The sequence below is a fragment of the Paracoccus sp. SCSIO 75233 genome, assembly GCF_027912675.1.
GTDB lineage: Bacteria > Pseudomonadota > Alphaproteobacteria > Rhodobacterales > Rhodobacteraceae > Paracoccus.
Genome location: NZ_CP115757.1, coordinates 949603 through 974494, shown reverse-complemented (window position 1 = coordinate 974494; position 24892 = coordinate 949603). Strand labels below are relative to the sequence as shown.

At 62.1% G+C, this 24892-nt stretch carries 21 protein-coding genes and 1 tRNA gene; 6 read left to right on the top strand and 16 right to left on the bottom strand.

Annotated elements, in window-relative coordinates; translation table 11 throughout:
* Positions 1–7 precede the first annotated feature (7 nt).
* Both PAF12_RS04670 and PAF12_RS04665 read right to left on the bottom strand, forming a co-directional pair.
* Complete coding sequence (locus tag PAF12_RS04670; protein WP_271108834.1) at positions 8–1321, bottom strand: glutamine synthetase family protein; 1314 nt, start codon at positions 1319–1321, stop codon at positions 8–10.
* Positions 1322–1381: 60 nt separating this feature from the next.
* Complete coding sequence (locus PAF12_RS04665) at positions 1382–2227, bottom strand: MurR/RpiR family transcriptional regulator (RefSeq protein ID WP_271108833.1); 846 nt, start codon at positions 2225–2227, stop codon at positions 1382–1384.
* 315 nt (positions 2228–2542) lie between these two features.
* Between PAF12_RS04665 and PAF12_RS04660 the strand changes: the two genes are divergently transcribed.
* Entirely contained in the window at positions 2543–3685 is a 1143-nt protein-coding gene (locus tag PAF12_RS04660; protein WP_271108832.1) for an ABC transporter substrate-binding protein, read from the top strand.
* 98 nt (positions 3686–3783) lie between these two features.
* Positions 3784–4425: an isochorismatase family cysteine hydrolase gene (locus tag PAF12_RS04655; protein ID WP_271108831.1), complete on the top strand. Its 642-nt coding sequence runs from the start codon at positions 3784–3786 to the stop codon at positions 4423–4425.
* A 28-nt stretch (positions 4426–4453) separates the two neighbouring features.
* On the opposite strand, the gene PAF12_RS04650 is transcribed toward PAF12_RS04655, so the two are convergent.
* From PAF12_RS04650 to coaBC, 10 genes are all read right to left on the bottom strand, one after another.
* Positions 4454–4530: transfer RNA gene (locus tag PAF12_RS04650), tRNA-Arg, on the bottom strand.
* 62 nt (positions 4531–4592) lie between these two features.
* Positions 4593–5804 carry a cysteine desulfurase gene (locus PAF12_RS04645; RefSeq protein WP_271108830.1) on the bottom strand — a complete coding sequence of 404 codons (1212 nt, stop codon included), beginning with the start codon at positions 5802–5804 and terminating at the stop codon, positions 4593–4595.
* Positions 5801–6391 (bottom strand): Yip1 family protein, encoded by a 591-nt coding sequence (locus PAF12_RS04640; RefSeq protein ID WP_271108829.1) that lies wholly within the window; start codon positions 6389–6391, stop codon positions 5801–5803. The genes PAF12_RS04645 and PAF12_RS04640 overlap by 4 nt, the downstream gene beginning before the upstream one ends.
* 2 nt (positions 6392–6393) lie before the next feature.
* Entirely contained in the window at positions 6394–6897 is a 504-nt protein-coding gene (locus PAF12_RS04635; RefSeq protein WP_271108828.1) for a hypothetical protein, read from the bottom strand.
* Positions 6876–8207 (bottom strand): SufD family Fe-S cluster assembly protein, encoded by a 1332-nt coding sequence (locus PAF12_RS04630; protein ID WP_271108827.1) that lies wholly within the window; start codon positions 8205–8207, stop codon positions 6876–6878. The genes PAF12_RS04635 and PAF12_RS04630 overlap by 22 nt, the downstream gene beginning before the upstream one ends.
* Positions 8207–8962, bottom strand: a complete 756-nt coding sequence (gene sufC, locus PAF12_RS04625; RefSeq protein ID WP_271108826.1) for a Fe-S cluster assembly ATPase SufC — start codon at positions 8960–8962, stop codon at positions 8207–8209. Before sufC ends, PAF12_RS04630 begins: the two co-directional genes overlap by 1 nt.
* A gap of 20 nt (positions 8963–8982) precedes the next feature.
* On the bottom strand, positions 8983–10626 hold the full coding sequence (locus PAF12_RS04620) for a glycosyltransferase family 2 protein (RefSeq protein WP_271108825.1): 1644 nt from the start codon (positions 10624–10626) through the stop codon (positions 8983–8985).
* A 22-nt stretch (positions 10627–10648) separates the two neighbouring features.
* Positions 10649–12169, bottom strand: a complete 1521-nt coding sequence (gene sufB, locus PAF12_RS04615; RefSeq protein ID WP_271108824.1) for a Fe-S cluster assembly protein SufB — start codon at positions 12167–12169, stop codon at positions 10649–10651.
* Positions 12170–12195: 26 nt separating this feature from the next.
* Complete coding sequence (locus PAF12_RS04610; RefSeq protein WP_271108823.1) at positions 12196–13242, bottom strand: cysteine desulfurase family protein; 1047 nt, start codon at positions 13240–13242, stop codon at positions 12196–12198.
* Positions 13242–14471, bottom strand: a complete 1230-nt coding sequence (gene coaBC, locus PAF12_RS04605; RefSeq protein WP_271108822.1) for a bifunctional phosphopantothenoylcysteine decarboxylase/phosphopantothenate--cysteine ligase CoaBC — start codon at positions 14469–14471, stop codon at positions 13242–13244. The genes PAF12_RS04610 and coaBC overlap by 1 nt, the downstream gene beginning before the upstream one ends.
* A gap of 136 nt (positions 14472–14607) precedes the next feature.
* Between coaBC and PAF12_RS04600 the strand changes: the two genes are divergently transcribed.
* The gene (locus PAF12_RS04600; protein ID WP_271108821.1) at positions 14608–16131 is read left to right on the top strand and encodes a YifB family Mg chelatase-like AAA ATPase; all 1524 of its coding nucleotides are present in this window, start codon (positions 14608–14610) and stop codon (positions 16129–16131) included.
* 12 nt (positions 16132–16143) lie between these two features.
* Here the strand turns inward: PAF12_RS04600 and gshB are convergent, their stop codons facing one another.
* The 3 genes from gshB to rsmI form a co-directional block, all read right to left on the bottom strand.
* Positions 16144–17091 (bottom strand): glutathione synthase, encoded by a 948-nt coding sequence (gshB, locus tag PAF12_RS04595; protein WP_271108820.1) that lies wholly within the window; start codon positions 17089–17091, stop codon positions 16144–16146.
* A gap of 72 nt (positions 17092–17163) precedes the next feature.
* The gene (locus PAF12_RS04590) at positions 17164–17487 is read right to left on the bottom strand and encodes a YraN family protein (RefSeq protein WP_271109649.1); all 324 of its coding nucleotides are present in this window, start codon (positions 17485–17487) and stop codon (positions 17164–17166) included.
* 134 nt (positions 17488–17621) lie between these two features.
* Positions 17622–18485, bottom strand: a complete 864-nt coding sequence (gene rsmI, locus PAF12_RS04585) for a 16S rRNA (cytidine(1402)-2'-O)-methyltransferase (protein WP_271109648.1) — start codon at positions 18483–18485, stop codon at positions 17622–17624.
* A gap of 128 nt (positions 18486–18613) precedes the next feature.
* Here rsmI and PAF12_RS04580 point away from each other — a divergent pair, with 128 nt between their 5' ends.
* Genes PAF12_RS04580 through murJ form a run of 3 tightly spaced genes read left to right on the top strand, consistent with a single transcriptional unit; the run spans position 18614 to position 24132 of the window.
* A complete protein-coding gene (locus tag PAF12_RS04580) occupies positions 18614–19804 on the top strand; it encodes a penicillin-binding protein activator (protein WP_271108819.1) in 1191 nt (396 codons plus the stop codon).
* 43 nt (positions 19805–19847) lie between these two features.
* Complete coding sequence (locus PAF12_RS04575; protein ID WP_271109647.1) at positions 19848–22601, top strand: [protein-PII] uridylyltransferase; 2754 nt, start codon at positions 19848–19850, stop codon at positions 22599–22601.
* Positions 22602–22605: 4 nt separating this feature from the next.
* Complete coding sequence (murJ, locus tag PAF12_RS04570; protein WP_271108818.1) at positions 22606–24132, top strand: murein biosynthesis integral membrane protein MurJ; 1527 nt, start codon at positions 22606–22608, stop codon at positions 24130–24132.
* Here murJ and PAF12_RS04565 read toward each other — a convergent pair.
* Positions 24129–24872, bottom strand: coding sequence for a cytochrome c biogenesis CcdA family protein (locus PAF12_RS04565; RefSeq protein ID WP_271108817.1), 744 nt, complete (start codon positions 24870–24872; stop codon positions 24129–24131). The two genes, murJ and PAF12_RS04565, sit on opposite strands and share 4 nt — an antisense overlap.
* Positions 24873–24892: the final 20 nt, after the last annotated feature.

Here is a 24892-nt window from a genome sequence, read left to right as displayed (position 1 = left end):
TTAACGCTCAGTAAATCTCCGCATAGCGCGCGCAGCGCGCCTCTGCGTCGAGATCTTTCATCAAAGACAACTCGAAGCGTTTGCTGGCGAGGAAGGCGGATTTCAGCGTCGGCGTGATGATCGGCTCCAGATCCGTGTCGGCCTCGAACAGATCGAGCGCCTCTTCCAGCGAGGTCGGCAGGCGGGTGACGCCAAGCGCCTGATTATGCGCCTCGTCGAAATCCTGCGGCGCGCCCTCGAATACTTTCGCGCGCTCCAGCCCCTGATCCAGCCCCCACAGCCCTGCCGCCAGTATCGCGCCCAGCAGCAGATACGGGCTGGCCGTGGCATCCGCCGCCCGGTACTCGAAATGATACTGATCCGTAATCTTGCTTTCGTCGAAAACCGGGCAGATCCTCAGCCCCGCCTCGCGGTCACGATAACCGAGATTGTTATAGGCAGCACTCCACCGGTTCGGTTTCAGCCGGTAATAGCTGACCGGTGATGACGCGGTCATGGCGAGATAGGCCGGCATTTTCGCCAGCATGCCGGACAGAAGCGCCCCGGCGGTTTCGGACAGGCCGTCCTTGTGATCGGGATCGTGATTCACCGGACGCCCGCTGGCCGTTTCGGACAGCGAGAAATGCACATGCACGCCATTGCCGACCGCATCGGGCCGCAGCAGAGGGGTGAAACTGACGCGCTGCTGGTCCTGCCGCCACGCGGTCGCCCGCGCCAGTTCACGGATGATGACCGCCTGGTCCGCAGCCGTCACGCCGTTGGCGGGCCCGACCGTCACCTCATATTGCCGCGGCCCGTATTCGGCCATGAAGGTATCGAGCGTGATCCCAGCCTGTTCAAGCGCGCCCAGATAGGTCTCCCCAAAGCGCCCCTGCCGCCGCACCGAGTCCAGCGCATAGGGCGAATTGGCCCGCTCATCGACGCCGAGATACGCGAATTCATGTTCAAACGCCGCTTTCACGGACAGGCCGTGCCGTTCCTCCAACCCATTAAGCACGCGTTTCAGAAAGCCGCGCGGGCACACATCCCAGGGCGTCCCGTCAAGATGAAGGATATCCCCGATAACAAAGCTCTCGACGGCGCTGTCGTCATTGAAATCGACACGGGTTTCGGTGTCGGGGTCAGGCCGCAGCGCCAGATCGCCGCATGGTCCCCAGGGCGAAGGCGCAATCGGACCGAGCGGCGTAATCATGGAATTGGTCGGCGTCCAGCCGATGCCGCGCTTCATCCGGCTTTCACGATCCCGCGTCGGATACCCCTTGCCCCGGGTCTGACCGCCAAGGTCGCTGGTGATGATCGTTGTAATTTCTTCCCGTTTCATCCGGCCTTCCTGTCACTTTCTCATTTGTCGTTATTCTGTTCGACCCGCCGCCCGATCCGGCTAGACGGTATCGGTCAATATGCGCCGTTGTTCGGTGCGCAGTTCCTCCAGCCGCTCCATACGCTCACGCCCCGCTTCACCGCTGGCGCGGGCCACGGCCCCCAGCAATGCATCCGCGACCGCCATGCCCCCGGTCATGAGATCGAAGATCGACGGCGAGATGATCGGAAAGGTCAGCACATGATTGGCAACGCGTGACACCGGCGACAGCCACGGATCGGTCAGCAGGACAATCTTGGCACGCCGCTCGGCAGCCATGCAGGCGAAGTTATTCAGGTCTTCCTGATAACGCCGCACATCGAAGACAATGACGACGGAATTGCGGGTGATCCCAAGAAGCTGCGCCGGATGCCGGTGAATATCGGCATCGACGGCATAGACCTTGTGGCGCAGTGAAATCAGCAGATCCACGAAATACCGCGCCACATGGCCCGAACAACGGCCACCGAGAACGTGAATATCCCGCTTCGGATCGGCCAGAAGCTCGACAATCGCGTCGAAGATCGTGCGGTCCAGCCCCGATCGCATCTGCTGCATCGCTTGTGCGAGATCGCTGAAATAGCTGTCCAGAAAATCCGTATCAGCCTGCTCGGGGCGTTCCAGCCGGACCAACGGCGACTGCAAACGGATTTCAAGCTGGGATTTCAGCTCCGCCTGAAATTGCGGATAACCCGCATAGCCGAGACGTTTGACAAGGCGAAGCACGGTCGCGGTACTGACGCCGCTGGCCTCCGCCACCTCGGCCACCGTGCCAAGTCCGTTGATCGGAAAATTCGCGATCAGATAATGCGCGACCCGGGTTTCGCGCGCGCTCAGGACCGGCAGCATCTTGCGCAGACCTGCCATGAGATCTTCATCCGCCGAAGCCCAGGGAGGATCCGACGGCAAATGTGATGTTCCGCCTTGGTCGTTCATGCAGATCCTTTCAAATCCAGCGTCGTGGCAACTGCAATGCTCATCTGTATCAAATCAAACAATCTGCCGCTCATCCAGTAAAAATGTATCTTCCGTTTGACATAGTCTCTGCCATACTGCCAGTATTCGAGGCAGCACCGTGTTTCCGGCTGTATCGCGCGGCTCTCACCTTGCCGCGTTTTGCCTGCCGGGGAAAGTTGCTGGAAGAAATGTTCCGGTTCAGGAACTTAGCCACAGGGAAAAACCATGAAACGACTACTCGCTGCCACCGCAATCAGCCTCGCCCTCGCGCCGGGCGCAATGGCGCAGGACACGATCAAGCTTGGCGCGCTGTATAATCTGACCGGGGGCATGTCCTCGCTGGACGGTCCGTCGCTCTCCGGCGCGCAGCTTGCCGCAAAACAGATCAACGAAAATGGCGGCCTGCTGGGTCAGCAGATCGAGATCATCGCCCCCGACGGCAAGACCGATCAGCAGGAAACCGCGATCAATGCCCAGCGTGTGCTATCCGAAGGCATTGTCGCCGGGTTCGGCCAGTCCGACACGACCTTCGTCATGGCCGGCGCACCGCTGTTCCAGGAGGCGGGCATCCCGTTCCTGACCTCCGGCGCGACGCACCCGGAACTGCCGGCATGGGTCGGTGACTATATGTTCATGACCGCCTTCGGCGATGACGACCAGTCATTCGCAATTGCCGACTACGCGATGGACGAGCTCGGCTTCAAGAATTTCGCTGTCTGGACCGACCAGTCGATGGACTTCACCAAGGCGCTTTCCACCTTCTTCAAGCAGCGCGTCGAGGAGAAGGGCGGCACCATCACAGCCGAAGACAGCTTCATGATCGGGGACACCGATTTCTCCGCCCAGATCGCCCGGCTGAGCGCGCTCGATCCGGCCCCGGATGCGGTCTTCATCTCCGCCATCCCGGCCGAGGCAGGGCTGACCGTCAAGCAGATCCGCGAGGCGGGCATCGAAATGCCGATCGTGTCGGGTGACGGCTTTGACACCCAGCTCGTCTCCACCATGCCCGGCCCGGATCTGGCCAATAAGGTCTGGTTCTCGACCCACACCTATCTGGCCGATGACCGGCCCGAAGTCGGCAAGTTCATCGAGGATTACACCGCTGAGTATGGCCACGCACCGGAAAACAGCTTCGCCCCGCTGGGTTACGACGCCGTGAACCTGCTGGCCGATGCGATCACCCGCGCCGATTCCACCGATCCCGCCGCGATCCGCGACGCGCTGGCCGAGACCCGCGATTTCCCCGCCGTGACCGGCACAATCAGCTATACGCGCGACACGATGGTGCCGCCGAAGCCGATCTCCATCGTGTCCGTCGATGGTGGCGAGTTCAGCGTCGAATCGATCTGGCGCCCGGCGGAGGAATAAGCCGGAACCGCCGCACGGGCCCCCCGTGCAATAATCTGAAACGGCAATTCGTGACCGGCAACCGCGCCGGTCACGCTCTATTTTCGACGGAGTGCATGATGTCACAGGCAGGAACCACGCTGGCAAATTATACCGGGCGCGACAGGCAGCTTGATCCCAAACGCACGGCCATTCTGGTGGTCGATGCCCAGAACGCGGAAATCACCCCGGAGGTGCAGGAACTGCATCCCGGCTTTTACAGTGAGTTGCGGGAAACCGCCCTGCCCGCCATGCGCCGCCTTCTCGACGGGGCAAGATCGGCAGGGGCTGAGGTGGTCTATACCGTGATCGAGTCGCTGACGCAGGACGGTCGCGACCGCTCGCTCGATCACAAGCTGTCGAATATGCACATCCCAAAAGGCTCGCCGCTGGCACAGGTCATCGACGAGGTCGCCCCGCAAGGCGATGAAATCATCCTGCCCAAGACCTCCTCCGGGGTCTTCAACTCGACCAATATCGACTATGTGCTGCGAAATCTCGGCATCGACAATGTGATCGTGGTCGGCTTCGTCACCGATCAATGCGTTGATATGGCAATACGCGACGGGGCCGATCGCGGATATTACATGGTCTGCGCCCACGACGCCTGCGCCAGCTACACGCCCGAGCGTCACCAAAACGCGCTGAAAGCATTCAGCGGCTATTGCCGGTTACAAACCGTGGACGAGGTGCTGGCCGACATGGTCGCGACCAAGGGTTGATCTGAACCGGGCAGTGCAGGGAGTGCTTTGGCGCACCCGAGAGGATTCGAACCTCTGGCCTCTGCCTTCGGAGGGCAGCGCTCTATCCAGCTGAGCTACGGGTGCCTGCCGGGGTGATTAGCCGGTATCGGCGCGCGCCGCAATGGGGGTTGCGCGAAAACCGGCGATCAGGCGAAAAGCTCGCGGCAGAATTGCAGGCCGTCGATCAGGGCATCGACCTCTTCCAGCGTGTTATACATCGCGAAGCTGGCGCGGGCCGAGGCAGTGACGCCGAAGAAATCCATCAGCGGCATGGCGCAATGGCTTCCGGCGCGGATGGCGATGCCGCGCTTGTCGAGGATGGTCGAGAGGTCATGCGCATGCGCCCCCTCCATCGTCATCGAAAAGATCGCGCCCTTATCCGGCGCGTCGCCCTGCACGGTCAGCCAGTTCAACTCGCGCAGGCGGGTGCGGGCGTGGTCGCGCAAGCTGCGCTCATGGGCGGCGATATTCTCCATCCCCAGCCCCATCAGATATTCCAGCGCCACGCCAAGGCCGATCTGGTTGACGATGCCGGGGGTTCCCGCCTCGAACCGCAGGGGCGGGTCGGTATATTCGACGCCGTCCTGCGTCACCGTGCGGATCATGTCGCCGCCGCCGAGGAAGGGACGCATCTCCGCCTGACGCTCGCGGCGGATCCAGATCCCGCCGGAGCCGGAGGGGCCGTAGAGCTTATGGCCGGTGATGGCGTAGAAATCGACTCCGAGCGCGCCGACATCGACCGGCATATGCACCGCCGCCTGACTGCCATCGGCCAGCACCGGCACATCGGTACCGCGCGCAATCGCGCCGACATCGACAACGGTGCCGGTGACATTCGACATATGGGTCACGGCGATCAGCTTCGTCTTCGGGCCGACGGCGGCCAGCACCTTCTCCGGCGGCAGGCTGCCATCGGGTTCGGGTGCGACCCATTTCAGCACCACGCCCTGACGTTCGCGCAGAAAATGCCACGGCACGATATTGGCGTGATGTTCCAGCACCGACAGCACGATCTCGTCACCGGGTTCGAGGCGCGGCGCGGCCCAGGCGTAGGAGACCATATTGATCGCCTCCGTCGTGCCCGTGGTGAAGATGATCTCATCCTCATGCGGCGCGTTCAAAAAACGGGCGATGATGCCTCGCACAGCCTCGTAATTCTCCGTGGCGAGGTTGGAGAGGTAGTGCAGCCCGCGATGGACATTGGCGTATTCGCCCTCATAGGCGCGCGTGATCGCCTCGATCACCTGCCGGGGCTTCTGCGCCGAGGCGCCGCTGTCGAGATAGACCAGATCCTTGCCGTTCACCTGACGCGACAGGATCGGAAAATCGGCGCGAACAGCGGTGACATCGAAACTCATTGCAATAACTCGGGTGGGATTTCAGGAATCAGGCCAAGTACCGCCGCGATGAAGGACAGCAGGAAAACGGCCAGCAGGATCCCGGCCAGCAGGCCGAGGAAGACGAGAAAACTATTGGAAAATCCATGCAGGGCGCGGACCAGCCTGACGGTGATCCAGAACATGATGACGGTCGCGACCATCCCGAACAGGCTGGCGACAAGCGGCAGCACCAGCATCAGCACAAGCTGCGCGGCCTGTATAACGACATAAAGAAGCTGCACCCAAGCCACGACCAGCAGCGAATCCGCGAAATCGCCGCGCCCGCCCAGCATCCTGCCGAGCGATGACAGCAGGAACACGCAGATCGCAAGCCCGCCGAGTTGCAACAGCGCGAACTGGATCGGGCTTTGTACCAGAAGGACCAGCACCAGCGGGATGCCGGCGGGAAACAGCGCAAGGCTCATCGCGGTCAGCAGGGTCGACAGCGCGACCGACAGGATCAGCGCCATCCAGCGCGCCGCCAGCGGCAGGTCAAGCGCGCGCAGATGGCGCATCGCCAGATCGGGCGCGCGGAACGTATTGCGGGCGAGCGAGACCAGATCCATGATTATCGCCTTGTCGACAGGGCGCGTAGACCCGCGCCCCAGATGAAGATAAATCCCAGCCCCGCCAGCAGCCGCGTCGCGGACAGCGCGGCACCGGGTCCAACCATGCCCTCGACCAGACCGGACAGCAGCATCGCCGGGCCGACCGCCAGCAGCGCCCAGAACAGCGCCAGCCGGGAATCCGACTGGGAGATACGCGACGGTGTCAGGCGCGACAACCCCGCCACAACCCACGCGACAGCATATGCGACCAATGGCATGATGAAGAACAGCGCCATCACCGCCCCGGCAATACGCCCGCCGAGCGGAACCGAGGGATCTAGCCATGCCGCACGGGCATGTCCCGGCGACTGCGCCAGCAGAAAGATCAGCATCGCCCCCATCAGCACCGCAAGCTGCGACGGATCGCTCATCGGCGACAGGCTTCTGACCACCTGCCCCGGACGCCGCCAGCTTGCAGCGATGCGGGGGACGATCCCGCCGGTCAGGCGTGCCTTGTCAGCCATGCATCCAGCCGGTTGCTGATCTGTTCACGCAGCCCCTCATCCTCGACCTCTTCCAGCGCATCGGCGAGGAAGGACAGGATCATCAGGATAATCGCCCGCTCCTTCGGCACCCCGCGTGAGCGGAGATAGAACAGCGCAGTTTCGTCGATCGCGCCGGTGGTGGAGCCGTGGCTGCACTGCACATCATCGGCATAGATCTCCAGCTCCGGCTTGCCGAGGAACTGGCTGTTATCGTCCAGCAACAGCGCCTGGCTGATCTGGTAGCCGTCGGTTTTCTGCGCGCCCGGCTGGACCAGGATCTTGCCCTGGAAAATGCCCTTGGCACCGTTTTTCAGCACTTTCTTGAACACCTGACGGCTTTCGCAGCGCTCGGCGGCGTGGGTGATGAACACTGTGTCGTCATGATGGAAATCGCCGCGATCCGCATCGCCCAGCACAGCCGCCGCGATATGGGCGACCGCATCGTCGCCGACAATGTCGATCACCGCTTCGTGCCGCATCATGGTGCCGTTCACCGACAGGGTGAACGCCTTGAACTGCGCATTCGCAGCGACGCGGGCAAAGACCCCGCCCCAGCCGATTTTCTGATGCCCGGCCCGTTTTGCCGTGATGTGGTGAAACTTCGCGCCATCGGCCAGATCGACCTCCAGCACATGGTTCGAGCGCGCGCCGGTCATGCCGGTTTCCAAGAGCGTGAATTCCGCCCCCGCCCCGATTTGGATGACATGGTGGTAATAGACATCCGCATCCTCATCCCGGCGACGATGGATGATATGCACCGGGCGCGAGGGCGTCGCGTTGACACGGATCAGCGCGCCATCCCGCGCGGCTGCCGTATTCAGCGCCCCCATCGGACGGGCCACGCGTTCCTGCGACGCGGCCTCAAGCGTGCCGTAAAGCGCACCGGCCCAATGGGTGCCGTTCTGATCGGCAGAGGCGAGCATGTCGATCTCCACCCCGTCAAGCGCCAGATCGTCGGATTCCGCCGCATCGAACACACCGTCGACAAAAACCAGCTTCAGACGGTCCAGATCCTCGAATAACGGGCTGTCCGGGGATTTTCCGGCCAGCGGCAGCGGCGCGGGTACGGCCGCATTGAACGAAGCCGGGTTGGTGTAGCGCCAATACTCGTCACGCGGCTTCGGCAGGCCCATATCGCGCAGCCGTGTCAGCGCGTCCTTGCGGGCCGGCGCCGTGAACCCACCCTGCGGCAGATCGAGCGCGTCGAGACGCGCCGACAGCACCGGGTCATGCCCCTCGCCCGCGACCTCCGGCGTCACCTGCCGGGTCTGAACTGCGGTATCGGACATCAGGCGACCTCCGACAGGATATTCGCGTAGCCGTTTTCCTCGACCTCAAGCGCCAGCTCCGGCCCGCCGGTTTTGACGATTTTCCCGTCGGCCATGATGTGAACGACATCCGGCTGAATGTGGTTCAGCAGCCGCTGGTAATGGGTGATGACCAGAAAGCCCCGCTCGGGCGAGCGCAGCGCGTTCACGCCATCGGCCACCAGCCGCATCGCATCGACATCCAGCCCGGAATCGGTTTCGTCGAGAATGCACATCTTCGGTTCGAGGATCGCCATTTGAAGGATCTCGTTCCGCTTCTTCTCGCCGCCGGAGAAGCCGACATTGACCGGGCGTTTCAGCATATCCGCGTCAATGTTCAGCGCCTTGGCCTTCTCACGGATCAGCTTGAGGAAATCCGCCGCCGAAAGCTCTTCCTCGCCGCGATTCTTGCGCTGCGCATTCAGCGCCGTGCGCAGGAAGGTCATATTGCCGACACCGGGGATCTCGACCGGATATTGGAAGGCGAGGAACAGTCCGGCAGCGGCGCGTTCTTCCGGTTCCATCTCCAGCAGGTCTTCGCCGTTCAGCGTGGCGCTGCCATCGGTGACCTCATAGCCGTCACGCCCCGACAGCACATAAGAGGTCGTGGACTTACCCGAGCCATTCGGCCCCATGATCGCATGCACCTCACCCGCCGGAACCTCCAGCGAGACCCCTTTCAGGATCTGCTTGTCTTCGTCTTCAAGCTTGGCGTGCAGGTTGTTGATTTTCAGCATATTTTGTCCATTTTTAACATTCAGCGGGAATCCACATAGGACCCCGCGACACGAGTTAGAGCAGTGCTTGGCAGAGGCTTAGGTTCAAGCTGGAAAACCGCCATACGGCCAACCATTTTTTGCGGCGGACAGATTTCTTCGACCCAATGATAGTACGTTCTGTCTTTATAGTCGTCGAAAAGAACCGTCACCTGACGATCAATGCGAAGCGCAGTCGTTGCGAAGCAGGATGCACGGAAGCGCCCGTCAATCAGGACAATGTCCGGGTGTAAGAAGCCTGACAAATCCCATGCTGCGTTTGCGTATAGATGGTATCTGGCATACGCCTCGCCGCTCACCGGCTTACCCCAAGCTTTGGTACGACCGATATCCGCGTAAACTATCTCGTAGCGGTCACGCGAAAACTCTCCCGCAAGCGTTTCGGTAATTTTTTTTGCCCAACTCGCATCGCTTTCGGTAGAGTAGACCATCTTCGCACCGCGACGTAGTGCTTCGAAGGTTGATCCCCCACTTCCGTATTCTAGAACGACCCTGTCTTCGCCAAGCACAGACTTTACGAACTCCGCTTCTTCGTCAGGCAGCGTCAAAGGAAAGTCGCTATGAGCATTACCGGAAGCCTCGGCTGCAACCTTCGGCTCAACTAGGCGATCAGATTCTTTCTGATCAATAAGCCCAAGCGCAGATCGTGTCCGTCTCAGACCATCTTCATGGGCAAGACGAACGGCATCGATCTGGAAGATGCGTGCCATCTCTTTGCTTGTGGCATCTTCAAATCTCAGAATGGAACGATCCTCGCACTCATTGCGGTTCATGAAAGCGTAGAATTGGCTCGTGTGGCGATCATTGGAACCACTTTTCTTTAAGTTTGCGTAGCCCCGTCCGCGTTTTGCCTTCATTTTGTAAAGCGCCGGCGTTCTTACAAGATAGTGATTTATTTGAGCGGCGTTGCCTTCAGCCTCCGACAACCGAATCCGACAACTTCTACCTGTGTCGCCCCCGGCGGCCCAAAAGCGATGCGGCTTAAAACCAGCATCCAAAGGATCCCCATCCCCGTTCCTGAAGCGCTGCAGGATATCATCCCGCCTGCCCCCCCGGACAACCGGTCGATGCAAGGATTTTTCACCGAAACCTATCACGCAGTCATCCATCCGAAAAAGCGTCTTCACCTGCGCCTGTTCGGGAAATCTACCGGTCTGCTCCGGAAAATAGGAACCGGCTGCGCGAGAGAACTCTTCAGAGATAAAACGCTTGGGCAGTCCGTCGTTCCCGCCGTCTCCAAAGATCCGCCAAGGCACCAACATACCCGTATTGTCACCAAGATAAAAAATCAAATCATCAAGATGGCCGGATTCGACGTGAATATTGAGGAACTCATCCGCATCAAGCCACAAAACCCAATCACCACTGTCAGCAACCGGCAAGCCCTCATTTCGAAACCGTTCCGCGGCGACCAATTGAGGCGACTGCCCAGGCACAATCTTATTCAGGAAATGCCGGATTTCTCCGGCCTGATCCAGCGCATCCAGCAATTCAGTTGTGCCATCATCTGAATCGTTCGAACAAATATAAAACTCTTCAAAACCAATCGCACGGTGGTAGGCAATCCACTCAACAATGAATGGTGCCTCATTCTTCACCGCAGTGAAAAGTTGCTTTCTTGCCATCATAATTCTCTTTTTAATCTATCTATCCAACGGATCCTTCCAAAGAAATTGCTACCAAAGACTGTGCCTCCATCGCAAACTCCATCGGGAGCGCTTGCAGCACTTCTTTTGCGAAACCGTTTACGATTACTGCGACGGCCTCTTCCTCGCCCATGCCGCGCTGGCGGCAGTAGAAGAGCTGGTCGTCGTCGACCTTGGATGTCGTCGCCTCATGCTCCACGCGGCTGGAGCTGTTCTTGACCTCGATATAGGGCACGGTATGCGCGCCGCATTTGTCGCCGATCAGCAGGCTGTCGCACTGGGTGTAGTTCCGGCTGTTTGTCGCCCGCGGATGCATCGACACCAGACCGCGATAGGTGTTCTGCGCCTTGCCCGCAGAAATTCCTTTGGAAACAATGCGCGAGCGGGTGTTCTTGCCAAGATGGATCATCTTGGTGCCGGTATCGGCCTGCTGGTGGTTATTGGTGATCGCGATCGAGTAGAACTCACCCTGGCTGTCATCGCCGCGCAACACGCAGGACGGGTATTTCCACGTCACGGCAGAGCCGGTTTCAACCTGCGTCCACATCACCTTCGCCCGCGCCTCGCGGCAATCGGCGCGCTTGGTGACGAAGTTGTAGATGCCGCCCTTGCCCTCGTCATCGCCGGGGAACCAGTTCTGGACGGTGGAGTATTTCACCTCCGCATCCTCCAGCACCACGATCTCCACAACCGCCGCGTGAAGCTGGGCGGTGTCGCGCTTAGGCGCGGTACAACCTTCAAGATAGCTGACGTAAGAGCCCTTATCCGCGATAATCAGCGTCCGCTCGAACTGGCCGGTGTTTTCGGCGTTGATGCGGAAATAGGTGGACAACTCCATCGGGCAGGTCACGCCCGGCGGGATGTAGACGAAGCTGCCATCCGAGAACACGGCGCTGTTCAGCGTCGCATAGAAATTATCGCTCGGCGGCACGACGGAGCCGAGATATTTCTGGACGAGTTCCGGATGCTCGCGGATCGCCTCCGAGATCGAACAGAAGATGACCCCCGCCTTGGCAAGCTCGTCCTTGAAGGTGGTGCCGACGCTGACGCTGTCGAACACGGCATCGACGGCGACCTTGCGGGCATCGGCAGGGGCGGCATCCGCCCCTTCGACCCCGGCAAGGATCATCTGTTCCTTCAGCGGAATGCCCAGCTTTTCATAGGTGGCGAGCAGTTTCGGATCGACCTCGTCCAGCGATTTCGGCTTGACCTCCATCGACTTGGGACGGGCGTAGTAATACTGATCCTGAAAGTCGATTTCAGGATAATTGACCATCGCCCATTTCGGCTCGGTCATCGTGACCCAGCGACGATAGGCCGACAGACGCCACTCCGTCATCCATTCGGGCTCGTCGTTTTTCTGCGAGATCAGGCGGACGATGTCCTCGGACAGGCCTTTCGGGGCGTAGTCCATCTCGATCTCTGTATCCCAGCCATATTTATAGCTGCCCATATTGGCGACGGTTTCGACCGTTTCGCGGTCGACACCTTCGCGCACCTCAAGATCGGTGGTAGAGCTCATCTCGTGTCCTTCCTTCGGCCCGGCTTTCAGGCCTGACCATTCCTGTCGCGCCAGCGTCCATACGCGGATTCCCATGCATCCGCAAATCGGTTCATCTGATCGTCACCCAAAGCCGGGCTTATCGAGATACGGATCGCCGATTGCGCCGTTTTGTCTTCATAACCCATAGCCTGAAGCGTGCCGCTCGCCTTGACTTTTCCGGAGGAACAGGCCGAACCGGCCGAAATCGCAAATCCTGCCAGATCCATCTGCATGACCTGAGTTTCACCCTTCCAACCCGATGTAAGAATGCAGGTGGTGTTCGGCAAGCGGCGGCTGTCCTTGCCGGCAATCACCGCACCGGGCGCCGAATCGAGCAGACGTGCCTCAAGCGCATCGCGCCGCGCGGCAACCTCGTCCCACAATCCGGCCTCCAGATCGCGCTGCGCCGCCGTCGCCGCCGCCGCAAAGCCCATGATGCCGATCAGGTTTTCGGTCCCCGCACGGCGCCCCTGTTCCTGCCCGCCACCTTTCAGCATCGCCTCGATATCGGTGCCCTTGCGCAGGATCAGCGCCCCGATCCCCTTCGGGCCGCCCAGCTTATGCGCGCTGACAAAACCTGCCGTGATGCCCAGCCAGTTGAAGGCGAAGGGGATTTTCCCGAATGCCTGCGTCAGATCGCTCGATGCCAGCCCCTCGGGCAATTTCTGGATCACCCCGGTTTCGCTGTTGGCAAGCTGAAGCGTTGCCCGCGACGGGTCCGGCACGGTCACGATCCCCTGCCCGTCAACCGCCAGATCCTGCGTGCACCAGACCTTGATCGCGCTGTGTTCAACCGGCGCGCAGGAGATCTGCCGTCCGGCCAGAACCATTGCCGCAGCCTCTGTGGTGCCGGATGTGAAGATCACATCCGCCCCCTCAGCACCCAGAGCCGTCGCGATTTCTTCCCGCGCGCGCTCCATCGCCATTTTCGCCGCCCGCCCCTCGCTATGGACGGAGGAGGGGTTGCCGCTGATCTCCATCGCGTCGATCATCGCCGCCTTCACCTCCGGCCGGAGCGGCGTGGTGGCGTTCCAGTCGAGATAGCTGCGCATCACAGCGCCTCCGCAATGCGTTCGGCCAGTTTCCGCGCCACCTCATCCTTGCCCATGCGCGGCCATGCGTCGGCACCGTCCTCGGAAATCAGCGTGATCGTATTGTTTGCGCCGCCGAACGTGCCGGTTTCGGGCGAGACATCATTGGCGAGGATCCAGTCACAGCCTTTGCGGAGCCGCTTGGCTTCGGCATTGGCAACGACATCATTGGTCTCGGCAGCAAAACCGACCACGAGCGGCGGCCTGCCTTCGGCAAGCTGGCTGACCCAGGCAAGGATATCGGGGTTCTCGGCAAATTCCAGCACCGGCATGCCGTCCGCGCCCTTCTTCATCTTGCGATCGGCGGCATTCGCGACCTTCCAGTCCGCCACGGCAGCGGCCATGACGGCGGCATCGGCAGGCAGCGCGGCCTCGACCGCCGCGCGCATCTCATCGGCCGTATTGACCCGGATCACCTCCACCCCGTCAGGCGGCGCAATCCGGGCCGGGCCGGTCACGAAGCTGACCCGTGCGCCCAGATCCCGCAGCGCCTCGGCAATCGCGGTCCCTTGCGCGCCGGAGGAGTGGTTGGAGATGTAGCGCACCGGATCGATCGGCTCCCGCGTCGGGCCTGACGTGACGATCACATGCCGGTCGCGAAGCGGTTTTTCGGCAACCTCCGGCCCCAGCAGCAGCGGCCCGGAACCAGTCGACCCGAGTGCTGCGCGGATCGCACTGGCAATAGCCTCCGGTTCGGCGGCACGACCCGGACCGAACTCGCCGCAAGCCATATCGCCCTCATCCGGGCCAACGAACAGAATGCCATCCCCACGCAGCACCGTCAGATTGCGCTGCGTCGCCGGATGGGTCCACATCCGCACATTCATGGCAGGCGCGATCAGCACCTTCTTGTCGGTCGCCATCAGCAGGGTCGAGGCCAGATCGTCGGCGTGTCCGCCCGCCATCTTCGCCATCAGATCCGCCGTCGCCGGGGCCACGACGACCAGATCGGCATCACGCGACAACTGGATATGCCCCATCTGCGCCTCGCGCGTCAGATCGAACAGATCGCGATGCACCTCCTCCCCCGCCAGTGCGGCGACGGAAAGCGGGGTGACGAACTCCTCCGCCGCGCGGGTCAGCACCGGCACCACCCGTGCGCCCTCACGCTTCAAATCGCGGATCAGGGTAAGCGATTTATAGGCCGCGATCCCGCCGCCAATCACCAGAAGAATACGGCTGCCCTGCATCGGTGCCCCCTAAAAAGCTGCGCCCCTGAGATATGCGACCGGAGGCCGCGCGGCAAGGAAAGCCGTCCGAACAGGCTCATTAACCCCATCTTAATTCCGGCCCTGCTACGCTCACCCCCGTCATTCAGGGGTCAGCATGGTCGCAATCGCCTATACCGTCGCGTTCGAGGGCGTCGAGGGCCGGCTGGTCGAGGTGCAATGTTCGGTCGCGCCCGGGCTTCCCGCGTTCTCCATCGTGGGGCTCCCCGACAAGGCCGTGTCAGAGGCGCGCGAGCGGGTGCGTGCGGCCTTCACGGCACTTTCTATCGCCATGCCGTCGAAAAAGATCACGGTGAACCTGTCACCCGCCGATATTCCGAAGGAAGGCTCGCATTTCGATCTGCCGATAGCGCTGTCAATTCTGGCGGAGCTGGGAATATTGCCCGCCGAATCACTGGCCGGGGTGGTGGCTCTGGGTGAATTGTCGCTTGACGGGCGGCTTGCTCCGGTGATCGGCGCCCTGCCCGCAGCCATGACAGCGGCAGAGGATGAAAGAGCGCTGATCTGCCCGGAACAATGCGGGGCCGAGGCGGCATGGGTCGGCGCGGTCCCCGTCTTCGCAGCGGCTCAACTGAGGCAGGTCATCGACCATCTGAGCGAGCGCGCACCCCTGCCCTGCGCCAGCCCCGGCGCGATCAGCGATGCAGCACCGCGCGGCGATCTGCGCGACGTCAGGGGGCAGGAACGTGCGAAACGCGCCTTGGAAATTGCCGCCGCCGGGCGGCATCATATCCTGTTGGTCGGCCCGCCCGGCGCGGGCAAGTCGATGCTGGCGCAGCGCCTGCCGGGGCTGATGCCGCCGCTGACCCCGGCAGAGGCGCTCGAAACCGCGATGATCCACTCGCTCGCCGGGCTGCTGAAAGATGGCGGCATTCCGCGCCACGCCCCATATCGCGACCCCCATCATACCGCCTCGATGGCGGCGATTGTCGGCGGCGGGCGCGGCGCAAAACCCGGAGAAATCAGCCTCGCCCATAATGGTGTGCTGTTTCTGGACGAGTTGCCGGAATTTTCGCGCCCGGTGCTGGAAACGCTGCGCCAACCCATCGAAACCGGCGAGGTCGTCGTGGCACGGGCGAATGCGCATATCCGCTACCCGTGCCGCTTCCTGCTGGTCGCCGCCGCCAATCCCTGCCGCTGCGGCCACCTCGCCGATCCGGCTCGGGCCTGTGCGCGCGTTCCCGGCTGCGGCGAGGATTATCTCGGCCGCATATCCGGGCCGCTGATGGATCGTTTCGATCTGAGGATCGAAATCCCCGCCGTCGGCCTCAATGCGCTGGACCTGCCGCCTGCGGGCAAGTCCTCGGCTGAAGCAGCACAGCAGATCGCTGCCGCGCGGAGCCTGCAATATCAGCGATTTTCCGATCTCGAACCCGGCGGCACACTGCGCTGCAACGCCGATGCACCACCTGCCATCCTCGACCGGATCGCCACACCTGACCCGGAAGGCCGTGACCTGATCCGCCGTGCGGCTGACAGATTCGGGCTGACGGCGCGGGGCTATCATCGCATCCTGCGCACCGCCCGCACCATCGCCGATCTGGCGGGCAGTGAGCAGCTGCGCTCCGATCACATCGCCGAAGCCATCGCCTTCCGCCTGCCCTTTATAAGCGGCGGATGACCGCGCGCGGCATCACCGCGCCGCGATCTTGCGCTCGATGGCATCCCAGATCAGCGCCGCACCGTTGACCCCGTCGAACCGCTCCAACTCCTGCAGGCCGGTTGGCGAGGTCACGTTGATCTCCGTCAGCCAGCCATCGATGACGTCGATGCCCGTGAACAGCAGATTGCGTTCGCGCAACATCGGGCCAAGCCGTTCGCAAATCTGACGCTCCCGCTCGGTCAGCCCGGTTTTCTCGGGCCGCCCGCCGACATGCATATTGGACCGCGCCTCACCCTTGGCAGGCACCCGGTTGATCGCCCCGATGGGTTCGCCGTCAACCAGAATGATCCGCTTGTCACCGTGCTGAACCGCAGGCAGGTAACGCTGCGCAATCACCGGCTCACGATTGAGGCCCGAAAACATCTCCATCAGCGAGGACAGATTGGGATCGTCGGGGCGCAAATGAAATACCCCGGCCCCGCCATTGCCGTAAAGCGGCTTGAGGATGATATCGCCGTGACGCTGCCGGAAATCACGAATTTCGCCGATATCGCGCGTAATCAAGGTCTCCGGCGTCAGATCCGGGAAATCGAGCACCAGCAGCTTTTCCGGGCAGTTGCGGACCCAGAAGGAATCGTTGACCACAAAGGCCTGATCGCGCACCCGGTCGAGCAGATGGGTCGAGGTGATGTAGCCCATATCGAAAGGCGGGTCCTGCCGCAGCCAGATGACATCGAAATCGGTCAGTTCAACCGTCGCCCAGTCGCCGAAATCAACATGATTGCCCTGTTCGCGCCGAAGCGTCACCGGCCTGCCGGTGGCATAGACCGATCCCGCGCGATAGCTCAGCCGGTCAACCGTGTATTGAAACAACCGATGCCCGCGCGCCTCCGCCTCAACCGCGATCCGGAAACTGCTATCCGCATCGATTGCGACATCCTCGATAGGGTCCATCTGAAAGGCGACATTCAGGCTCATCACAGCAATCTCCGCTTTTGCGGCGTTGTGAGGCCTTATTCGCCGCGTTTCAAGCGGGATCAGCCAATCGCATCAATCCGCCGCGAAAGCGCTTTCCAGAATCTCCACGCGACCGAACTGATCTACCAGTGCCGCATCCAGCCGCATTTCGGTCATTTGACCGCTCGGCAAAGTCGCACAGAATTCACAAGCCGCATTACAGATACGATCCATCTGACGGCGATTGATCCTTTCGGCGGCGGATGAAAAATCGGCAGCAGACTTGACTTCAGCGAAGACATATTGCGCGCCACGGCGCAAAATAAGGTCGATTTCACCTGACCGGCCCCGCCAGCGCCTTGCGATCACGTCATATCCAGCCAGTCGATATTCCTCGGCAACCGACGCTTCCGCCATCAGGCCGGATTGGAAAGCGCGCTGCCCCCGCCGGCGGCGACCGGAAATCTGCGGACCGGACGGTATCGCCTGCCCGAAAGAGGCAACGGGCACAGGCGTAACCGGCACGCGGTCGAAATCGAAGCAAAGCTGCATCAGCCGTCCTTTCCGAGCGACAACGCCAGCTGATAAACATCCCGCCGCGCGATGCCGAATTTTTCTGCGGTTTCCGCAGCGGCGTCCCGCACCGACATGGTCTGCAACGCATCCCGAAGAGCGGCTTCTATCATGTCATCATCCGGGACCGCAGAAGTCGGGCGATCAAGAAGAAGCACCACTTCGCCTTTCAATCCGGCATCCGGTATGCGTTGTGCGAGTTCCACCGCGGTTCCGCGCATTGTTTCCTCGAATTTCTTCGTCAGCTCCCTGCAGATCACTGTAGTCCGATTCGGCTCATTTTCGCTCAACATTTCCACAGTATGCTTAACGCGCCTGGGGCTTTCGAAGATGATCACGGTTGCATCTATGGCCATCACCTCCTGCAACCAGCTTCGTCTTGCGCCGGCGGCCTGTGGCGGGAAGCCTGCGAACAGGAAACGGTCGCTCGGCAGACCCGCCACCGTCAGCGCCGCGAGTGCTGCGGATGCGCCGGGGACGGCATGGACCCGGATACCGTCCGCCACAGCATCCCGCGCCAGCCGGAAGCCCGGATCGGCGACCAGCGGCGTACCCGCATCCGAACAGTATGCGACAGAATGCCCGGCCTCCAGCGCCGCGTTGATGGCCGGGCGTTGCCGGTCGGCGTTATGATCGTGATAGGCAAGAATTCGCCGCCCGCGCAGCGGCACCCCGTGAATATCCATCAGGTGCCGCAGGGTCCGTGTATCCTCGGCGGCAAGCATATCGGCGGCATTCAGCACATCGAGCGCCCGCAACGTGATATCCCGCGCCGTGCCGATCGGCGTCGCGACCAGATACAGGCCGGGGTCGAGTTTCGGTGCGTCGATCCGCGCGGTCAGTTGTCTCGGGGGCTCGTTCGAATTTGTCAATTTCTGCTCGTCCTGTGTTTTCGGCAAGTTGCCAATAGCGGGCGTGTTGAATACCCTCCGGCCAAACCCATGTGACCTGACAATAGGGAATCAATTTCATGTACACCATTGCCAAGCGTTTCACGCGCCGCGCCGCGCAGGCCGGTCTTTTGGCGGCAGGAATCGCGCTTGCCGCCTGCCAGCCGACCAGCCTCGGAAGTTCCGGCCCGGCCATCGGGCCGCAGATCAATCCATCGGAACCGGTTCAGGTCGCCATGCTGGTGCCGGGCGGGACCGGCAACCCCGATCTTGACCGGCTGGGCCGGTCTCTGGCCAATGCGGGCCGGATGGCCGCAGCCGATGCGGATGGTGCAAAGATCGACCTGCGGATCTACACCGCCACGCCGGCTGAATCCTCCGCCGTGTCGGCAGCGGAACGCGCCGCATCCGAGGGTGCAAAGATCATCATCGGCCCGCTTTTCGCGGATTCGGCCAATGCGGTCGGCAATGCCATGAAGGATAACAATCTCAACGTCCTGTCCTTCTCGAACAACACCCAGATCGCAGGCGGCAATGTCTATGTGCTGGGCAACACCTTCGACAATATCGCCAATCGTTTGGTCAGCTACGGCGTGGATCAGGGCCTCAAGCGCTTCCTGATGCTGTACGAAAACGACGCCGCCGGCCAGGTCGGAGCCGCCGCCATCGAGTCCGCCATCGCCCAGAACGGTGCCACGCTCAGCGCCCGTCAGCAGCATGCCCTGTCGCAGGAAAGCATCGACGCGATCATTCCGGCCGTCACCAAGGCCGCGAAAGGCAAGGAGATCGACGCGATCTTCGTCACCGCCAACCAGCAGGCGGTTCTGCCCTACCTGACCAACCAGCTCAACAATGCAGGCGTGACCTCGGCGGATGCGCAGATGATGGGCCTGACCCGCTGGGACATTCCCGCCGCGCGGCTTCAGCTTCCGGGCGTTCAGGGCGGATGGTTCGCGCTGCCCGACACCGCGATGCAGCAGCAATTCGCAACCCGCTATCGCAGCGCCTATGGCGAGGCACCGCATGATCTGGCCTCGCTCGGCTATGACGGCGTCGCGGCGATTGCGGCGCTGGCAGGCTCGGGCAACCGCAACGCGGTCAACACGGTCGGGCTGACCCGCCCGGCAGGGTTCACCGGCGTCAACGGCGTGTTCCGCCTGCGCCCGAACGGCACCAATGAGCGCGGCATGGCCGTGGCGACCATCAATAACGGTCAGGTCGTCGTCATCGACCCGGCACCGCGCAGCTTCAGGCGCGGTTTCGGGTTCTGAGTTGAGCTCTGATAACGAGTTGCTGCCTCAGAGCGCCCCGGCACTGCCCGGGGCGCATTCCTTATTCGACCCCGAGACATTTCTGCCCGAACTCGCCGCCGAAATCGACGCCGCCCCCGATGCGCGATCCAAACGCGCAGCGACCGTCGCGGCGCTGCAAACCGCCCGGAACGCGGCACTTCAGGACATTATCGCTGGCTTTGAAACCCATCCCCGTGCGGCGCGCGAAACCGTGCGCGCCATCGCCAGCCTGACCGACGCGGTCGTCACCACGGTTCATCACGTCGCCACCACCTATCTGCATCCGCTGCAAAGCCCGACCGATGCCGAACAGCTGGCAGTGCTGGCGGTCGGCGGCTACGGGCGGGCGGAAATGGCACCGCACTCCGATGTCGACCTGCTGTTTCTGACCCCGTACAAAACCTCAGCCTGGGCAGAGAGCGTCGTTGAATCGATGCTGTATATGCTCTGGGATCTCAAGCTGAAGGTCGGCCACGCGACCCGCAGCATCGATGATTGCCTGCGGCTGGCAAAGCAGGACATGACGATCCGCACCTCGATGGTGGAGCATCGTGCCGTCGCAGGTCAACTGTCGCTGGCGGAAACCCTGCGGGAGCGGCTGTGGTCCGAGCTGTTCGAAAACTCCATCCCCGAATTCATCGAAGCGAAGCTGGCCGAGCGCGATCAGCGGCATGAAAAACAGGGCGGACAGCGCTACGTTCTCGAACCCAATGTCAAAGAGGGCAAGGGCGGGTTACGCGATCTCCAGACGCTGTATTGGATCGCCAAGTATATTCACCGTGTCGAACGTGCCGCCCAGCTTGTCGAGTTGGGTTTTTTCACCCGCGACGAGCATCTGGCCTTCTGGCAGGCGGAGGATTTCATGTGGGCCGCCCGCTGTCATCTGCACCTGATCGCAGGCCGTCCGGTCGATATTCTGAGCTTTGACATGCAGGTCGAGGTTGCGCGCCGCATGGGCTATCACGACCGTCCCGGCAGACGCGGCGTGGAGTTGTTCATGCAGGAGTATTTTCTGCACGCCACGCGCGTGGGCGAGTTGACACGGGTGTTCCTGACCGCGCTTGAACGGCAGCATGTCTTTCAGCAACCGCTGCTGAAACGTATCTTCCGCCGCCGCAAGAAACTGCGCGACGGCTTTGCCGAGGAATCCGGTCGCCTGACCTTTGCCGATTTCAACACGGCACTTGACGATCATCTCAATATCCTGCGGCTTTTCGAGGAGGCGCTGCGGACCGGCATCCTCATCCACCCCGAGGCCATGCGGCTGATCGCATCGAATCTCGACCTGATCGACGAGGAGATGCGGAGCGATCCGGAGGCCGTGCGTATCTTCCTCGACCTGCTCCTGAAACGCGGCAACCCGGAACGCGCCTTGCGCCGGATGAACGAGCTGGACGTGCTGGGCGCGTTCATCCCGGAATTTGAGCCGGTCGTGGCGATGATGCAGTTCAACGTCTATCACAGCTATACGGTGGACGAGCATACCATTCAGTGCATCGTCGCCCTGTCGGAGATCGAGCAGGGGCACGAGGTCGAGGATTTGCCGATCGCCAGCCGCATCATGGCCGGCGACATCAACCGCAGGGTTCTGTATCTGGCGCTGTTCCTGCACGATATCGGCAAGGGGCGTCCCGAGGATCATTCCATCATCGGCGCCCAGATCGCCCGGCGCGTCACCACGCGTTTCGGTCTTGCCTCCGACGAGATCGAGACCATCGAATGGCTGGTCCGCAATCACCTGCTGATGTCGGACGTAGCCCAGAAGCGCGATATTTCCGATCCGCGCACGATCCGCGACTTTGCCAAGGCGGTGAAAACGCGCAAACGGCTCGATCTGCTGCTGGTGCTGACCGTCTGCGATATTCGCGGCGTCGGGCCGGGGACATGGAACAACTGGAAAGCCGTGCTGCTGCGCCAGCTTTACGAACAGACCGCCAGCGTTCTGGAAAACGGGATGGAGGCGCTGAACCGCGATCAGCGGCGCAATGACGCGAAACGCGCGCTGCGCCACCGGCTGATTGCCGAGGGCTGGGATGCGAAGGCGATCCGCGAGGAAACCGCACGGCATTATGCGAATTACTGGCAGGGCCTGCCGACGGAGACGCACGCCGTTATCGCCGGTCTGCTCAAGGATCTGGGCGAGGATGAAATCCATATCGACCTGCACCCCGATCCCGACCGCGACGCCACCCGCGCGATTTTCGTGCTGTCGGATCACCCCGGCATCTTCTCCCGCCTCGCTGGCGCGCTGGCTCTGGTCGGGGCGAATGTCGTGGATGCGCGGACCTATACGTCGAAAGACGGGTTCGCCACGGCCGTGTTCTGGGTTCAGGACAGCGAGGGCCACCCCTATGAGGCGGAACGCCTGCCGCGCCTGCGCCGGATGATCGACCGGACGCTGAAAGGCGAGGTCGTGCCGCGTGATGCATTGGCCGACAAGGATCAGATGAAGAAGCGCGACAAGGCGTTCAAATTCCCGACCCATGTCACTTTCGACAATGAGGGCAGCGATATCTACACGATTATCGAGGTGGATACCCGCGACCGCCCCGGCCTGCTGTACGATCTGACCCGGACGCTGGCCGCAAACCATATCCGCATCGCAAGCGCCGTGATCGCGACTTACGGGGCGCAGGTCGTGGATAGTTTCTATGTAAAAGACGCCTTCGGCCTGAAACTGCAACAGCCGGGCCGCCGTGAGGCCTTGGAAAAGAAACTGCGGCAGGCCATACGCGAAGGCGCGGAGCGCGCAGGCTCGGAGCAGGCAGGAGCATAAACCGATGAAAAACGGAATGGTGCGCGGCTTTCTGGCCGTGGGAAGCTGGACATTCCTGTCCCGCCTGCTGGGCTTTGTCCGCGATCAGATCATGGCGGCATGGCTGGGTGCGGGACCGATGGCCGAAGCCTTCGCCATCGCGTTGTCGCTGCCCAATATGTTCCGCCGCTTCTTCGCGGAAGGTGCGTTCAATACCGCCTTCGTGCCGATGTTCGCCAAGCGGCTGGAGGACCGGAAAGAGGCGATGCGCTTTGCCTCCGAAGCGTTTTCGGGGCTGTTCGTCACCGTGCTGCTGCTGTCGGCCATTGCCATGATCTTCATGCCGGTCATGGTCCTGCTGATGGCGTCCGGCTTCGCGGGTGATGAGCGTTTTGCGATGACCGTCGAATATGGCCGCATCACCTTCCCTTATATCCTGCTGATCTCGCTCGCCTCGATGATCTCGGGCGTGCTGAACGCGAATGGGCGCTTCACGGCCGCCGCCGCCGCGCCGGTGATCCTGAACGTGCTGTTCATCATCGCCATGCTGCTGGGCCGCTGGCAGGGCTGGGATCTGGGGCTGACGCTGGCCTGGGCAACGCCGATCACCGGGATCGCTCAGCTTGGCCTCGTCTGGTGGGACGCGCACCGGACCGGCTGGACCTTCTTTCCGAAGCGTCCCCGGCTGTCGCCTGATATGCGCAAGCTGGTGATCGTCGCCCTGCCCGCTGCGTTCGCCGGCGGCGTCGTGCAGATCAACCTGCTGGTCGGGCGGCAGGTCGCCTCGCAATTCGATGGCGCGGTCGCGTGGCTGTATTACTCCGACCGGCTTTATCAACTGCCGCTCGGCGTGGTTGCAGGTGCCGTGGCGGTCGTGCTGCTGCCGGAACTGGCCCGGCGGCTGCGCGAAGGGGATGAGGCAGGCGGTCAGTCAGCCTTTTCACGCGCGACGGAGTTCGGGCTGTTCCTGACCATGCCCTGTGCCTTTGCCATTGCCGTCATCGCCGTGCCGATGGTCGACACGCTGTTCGGGCGCGGCCAGTTCACCGATCATGACGTGCTGCAAACCGCCCGCGCGCTTGTCGTCTATGCGCTTGGCCTGCCCGCCTTCGTGCTGCAGAAAATCCTGCAACCGCTCTATTTCGCCCGCGAGGATACCCGCTCACCCGCCCGCTACGCCCTGATCGCCATGATCGTCAATGCGGCTGTGGCCTTCGGGCTGATGGGCAGCATCGGCTTCATGGCCGCTGCAATTGCGACCTCAGTGGCGTCATGGGTGATGGTGGTGCAGCTCTGGCTGGGCACGCGCAGCATGGGTCAGGCGACCCGCTGGGATACGCGGCTGCGCCGTACCGCGCCCCGCATCATGCTGTCATCGGCGCTGATGGCCGCGGCACTCTGGGCGACGCTGCGCTGGACCGACAGTATCGGCATGGCGCGGATCCCGGAGCTTGCCTTGCTGGTGATCGGCGGTGCTGCGCTTTACTTCGCGCTCAGCTTTGCAACCGGCGCTGTGTCGCTGTCCGATCTCAAACGCAATGTGAAGCGTTAGCCCAGCGTGGCGAGGAAGGGGAACGTCTCCAGCATCCAGTAGGACAAATCCGCCATCCGCCCGCTGAGCAGCAGCACACCGACCACGATCAGCAGCACACCCATGGCCCGCTCGATCACCTTCAGATAGGGCTTGATCCGGTTCATCAGCCCCATTGCGCGGTTGATGAAGATCGCAGACAGCAGGAACGGAATCCCCAGCCCGAACGCATAGACCGCCAAAAGCCCGGTGCCGCGCCCGATCTGCGCCTCCGTCGCGGCAAGCGACAGAATCATGCCAAGCTGCGGGCCGATGCACGGCGTCCAGCCAAAGGCGAAGGCCAGCCCGAGGATATACGCCCCGAAGGCAGAACCGCCCTGATCGCCGGTTTCCAGTCGCGCTTCCTGATCCAGCATCGGGATGCGGAACACATGCAGGAAATGCAGCCCCATCACGATCACCGCGACTCCGGCGATCCGGGTCAGCCAGATCTGATATTCAAGGAACATCCGCCCAAGGGCCGATGCCGCAAACCCCATGACCAGAAACACGGTCGACAGGCCAAGCACGAACATGATCGCCGCAGGCACCGCGCTGCGCTCGCCCGATTTCAGCCCGCCGACACTGATCCCGGTCATATAGGCCAGATAGGGCGGCACCACCGGCAACACGCAGGGTGAAAGAAACGACAGCACCCCCGCCAGCAGCGCCACAATCGCCGCTGGCATGAAACCGGCATCTATCAGGTCAATTCCAAACATGCCGCGACCTTAGCCAATTT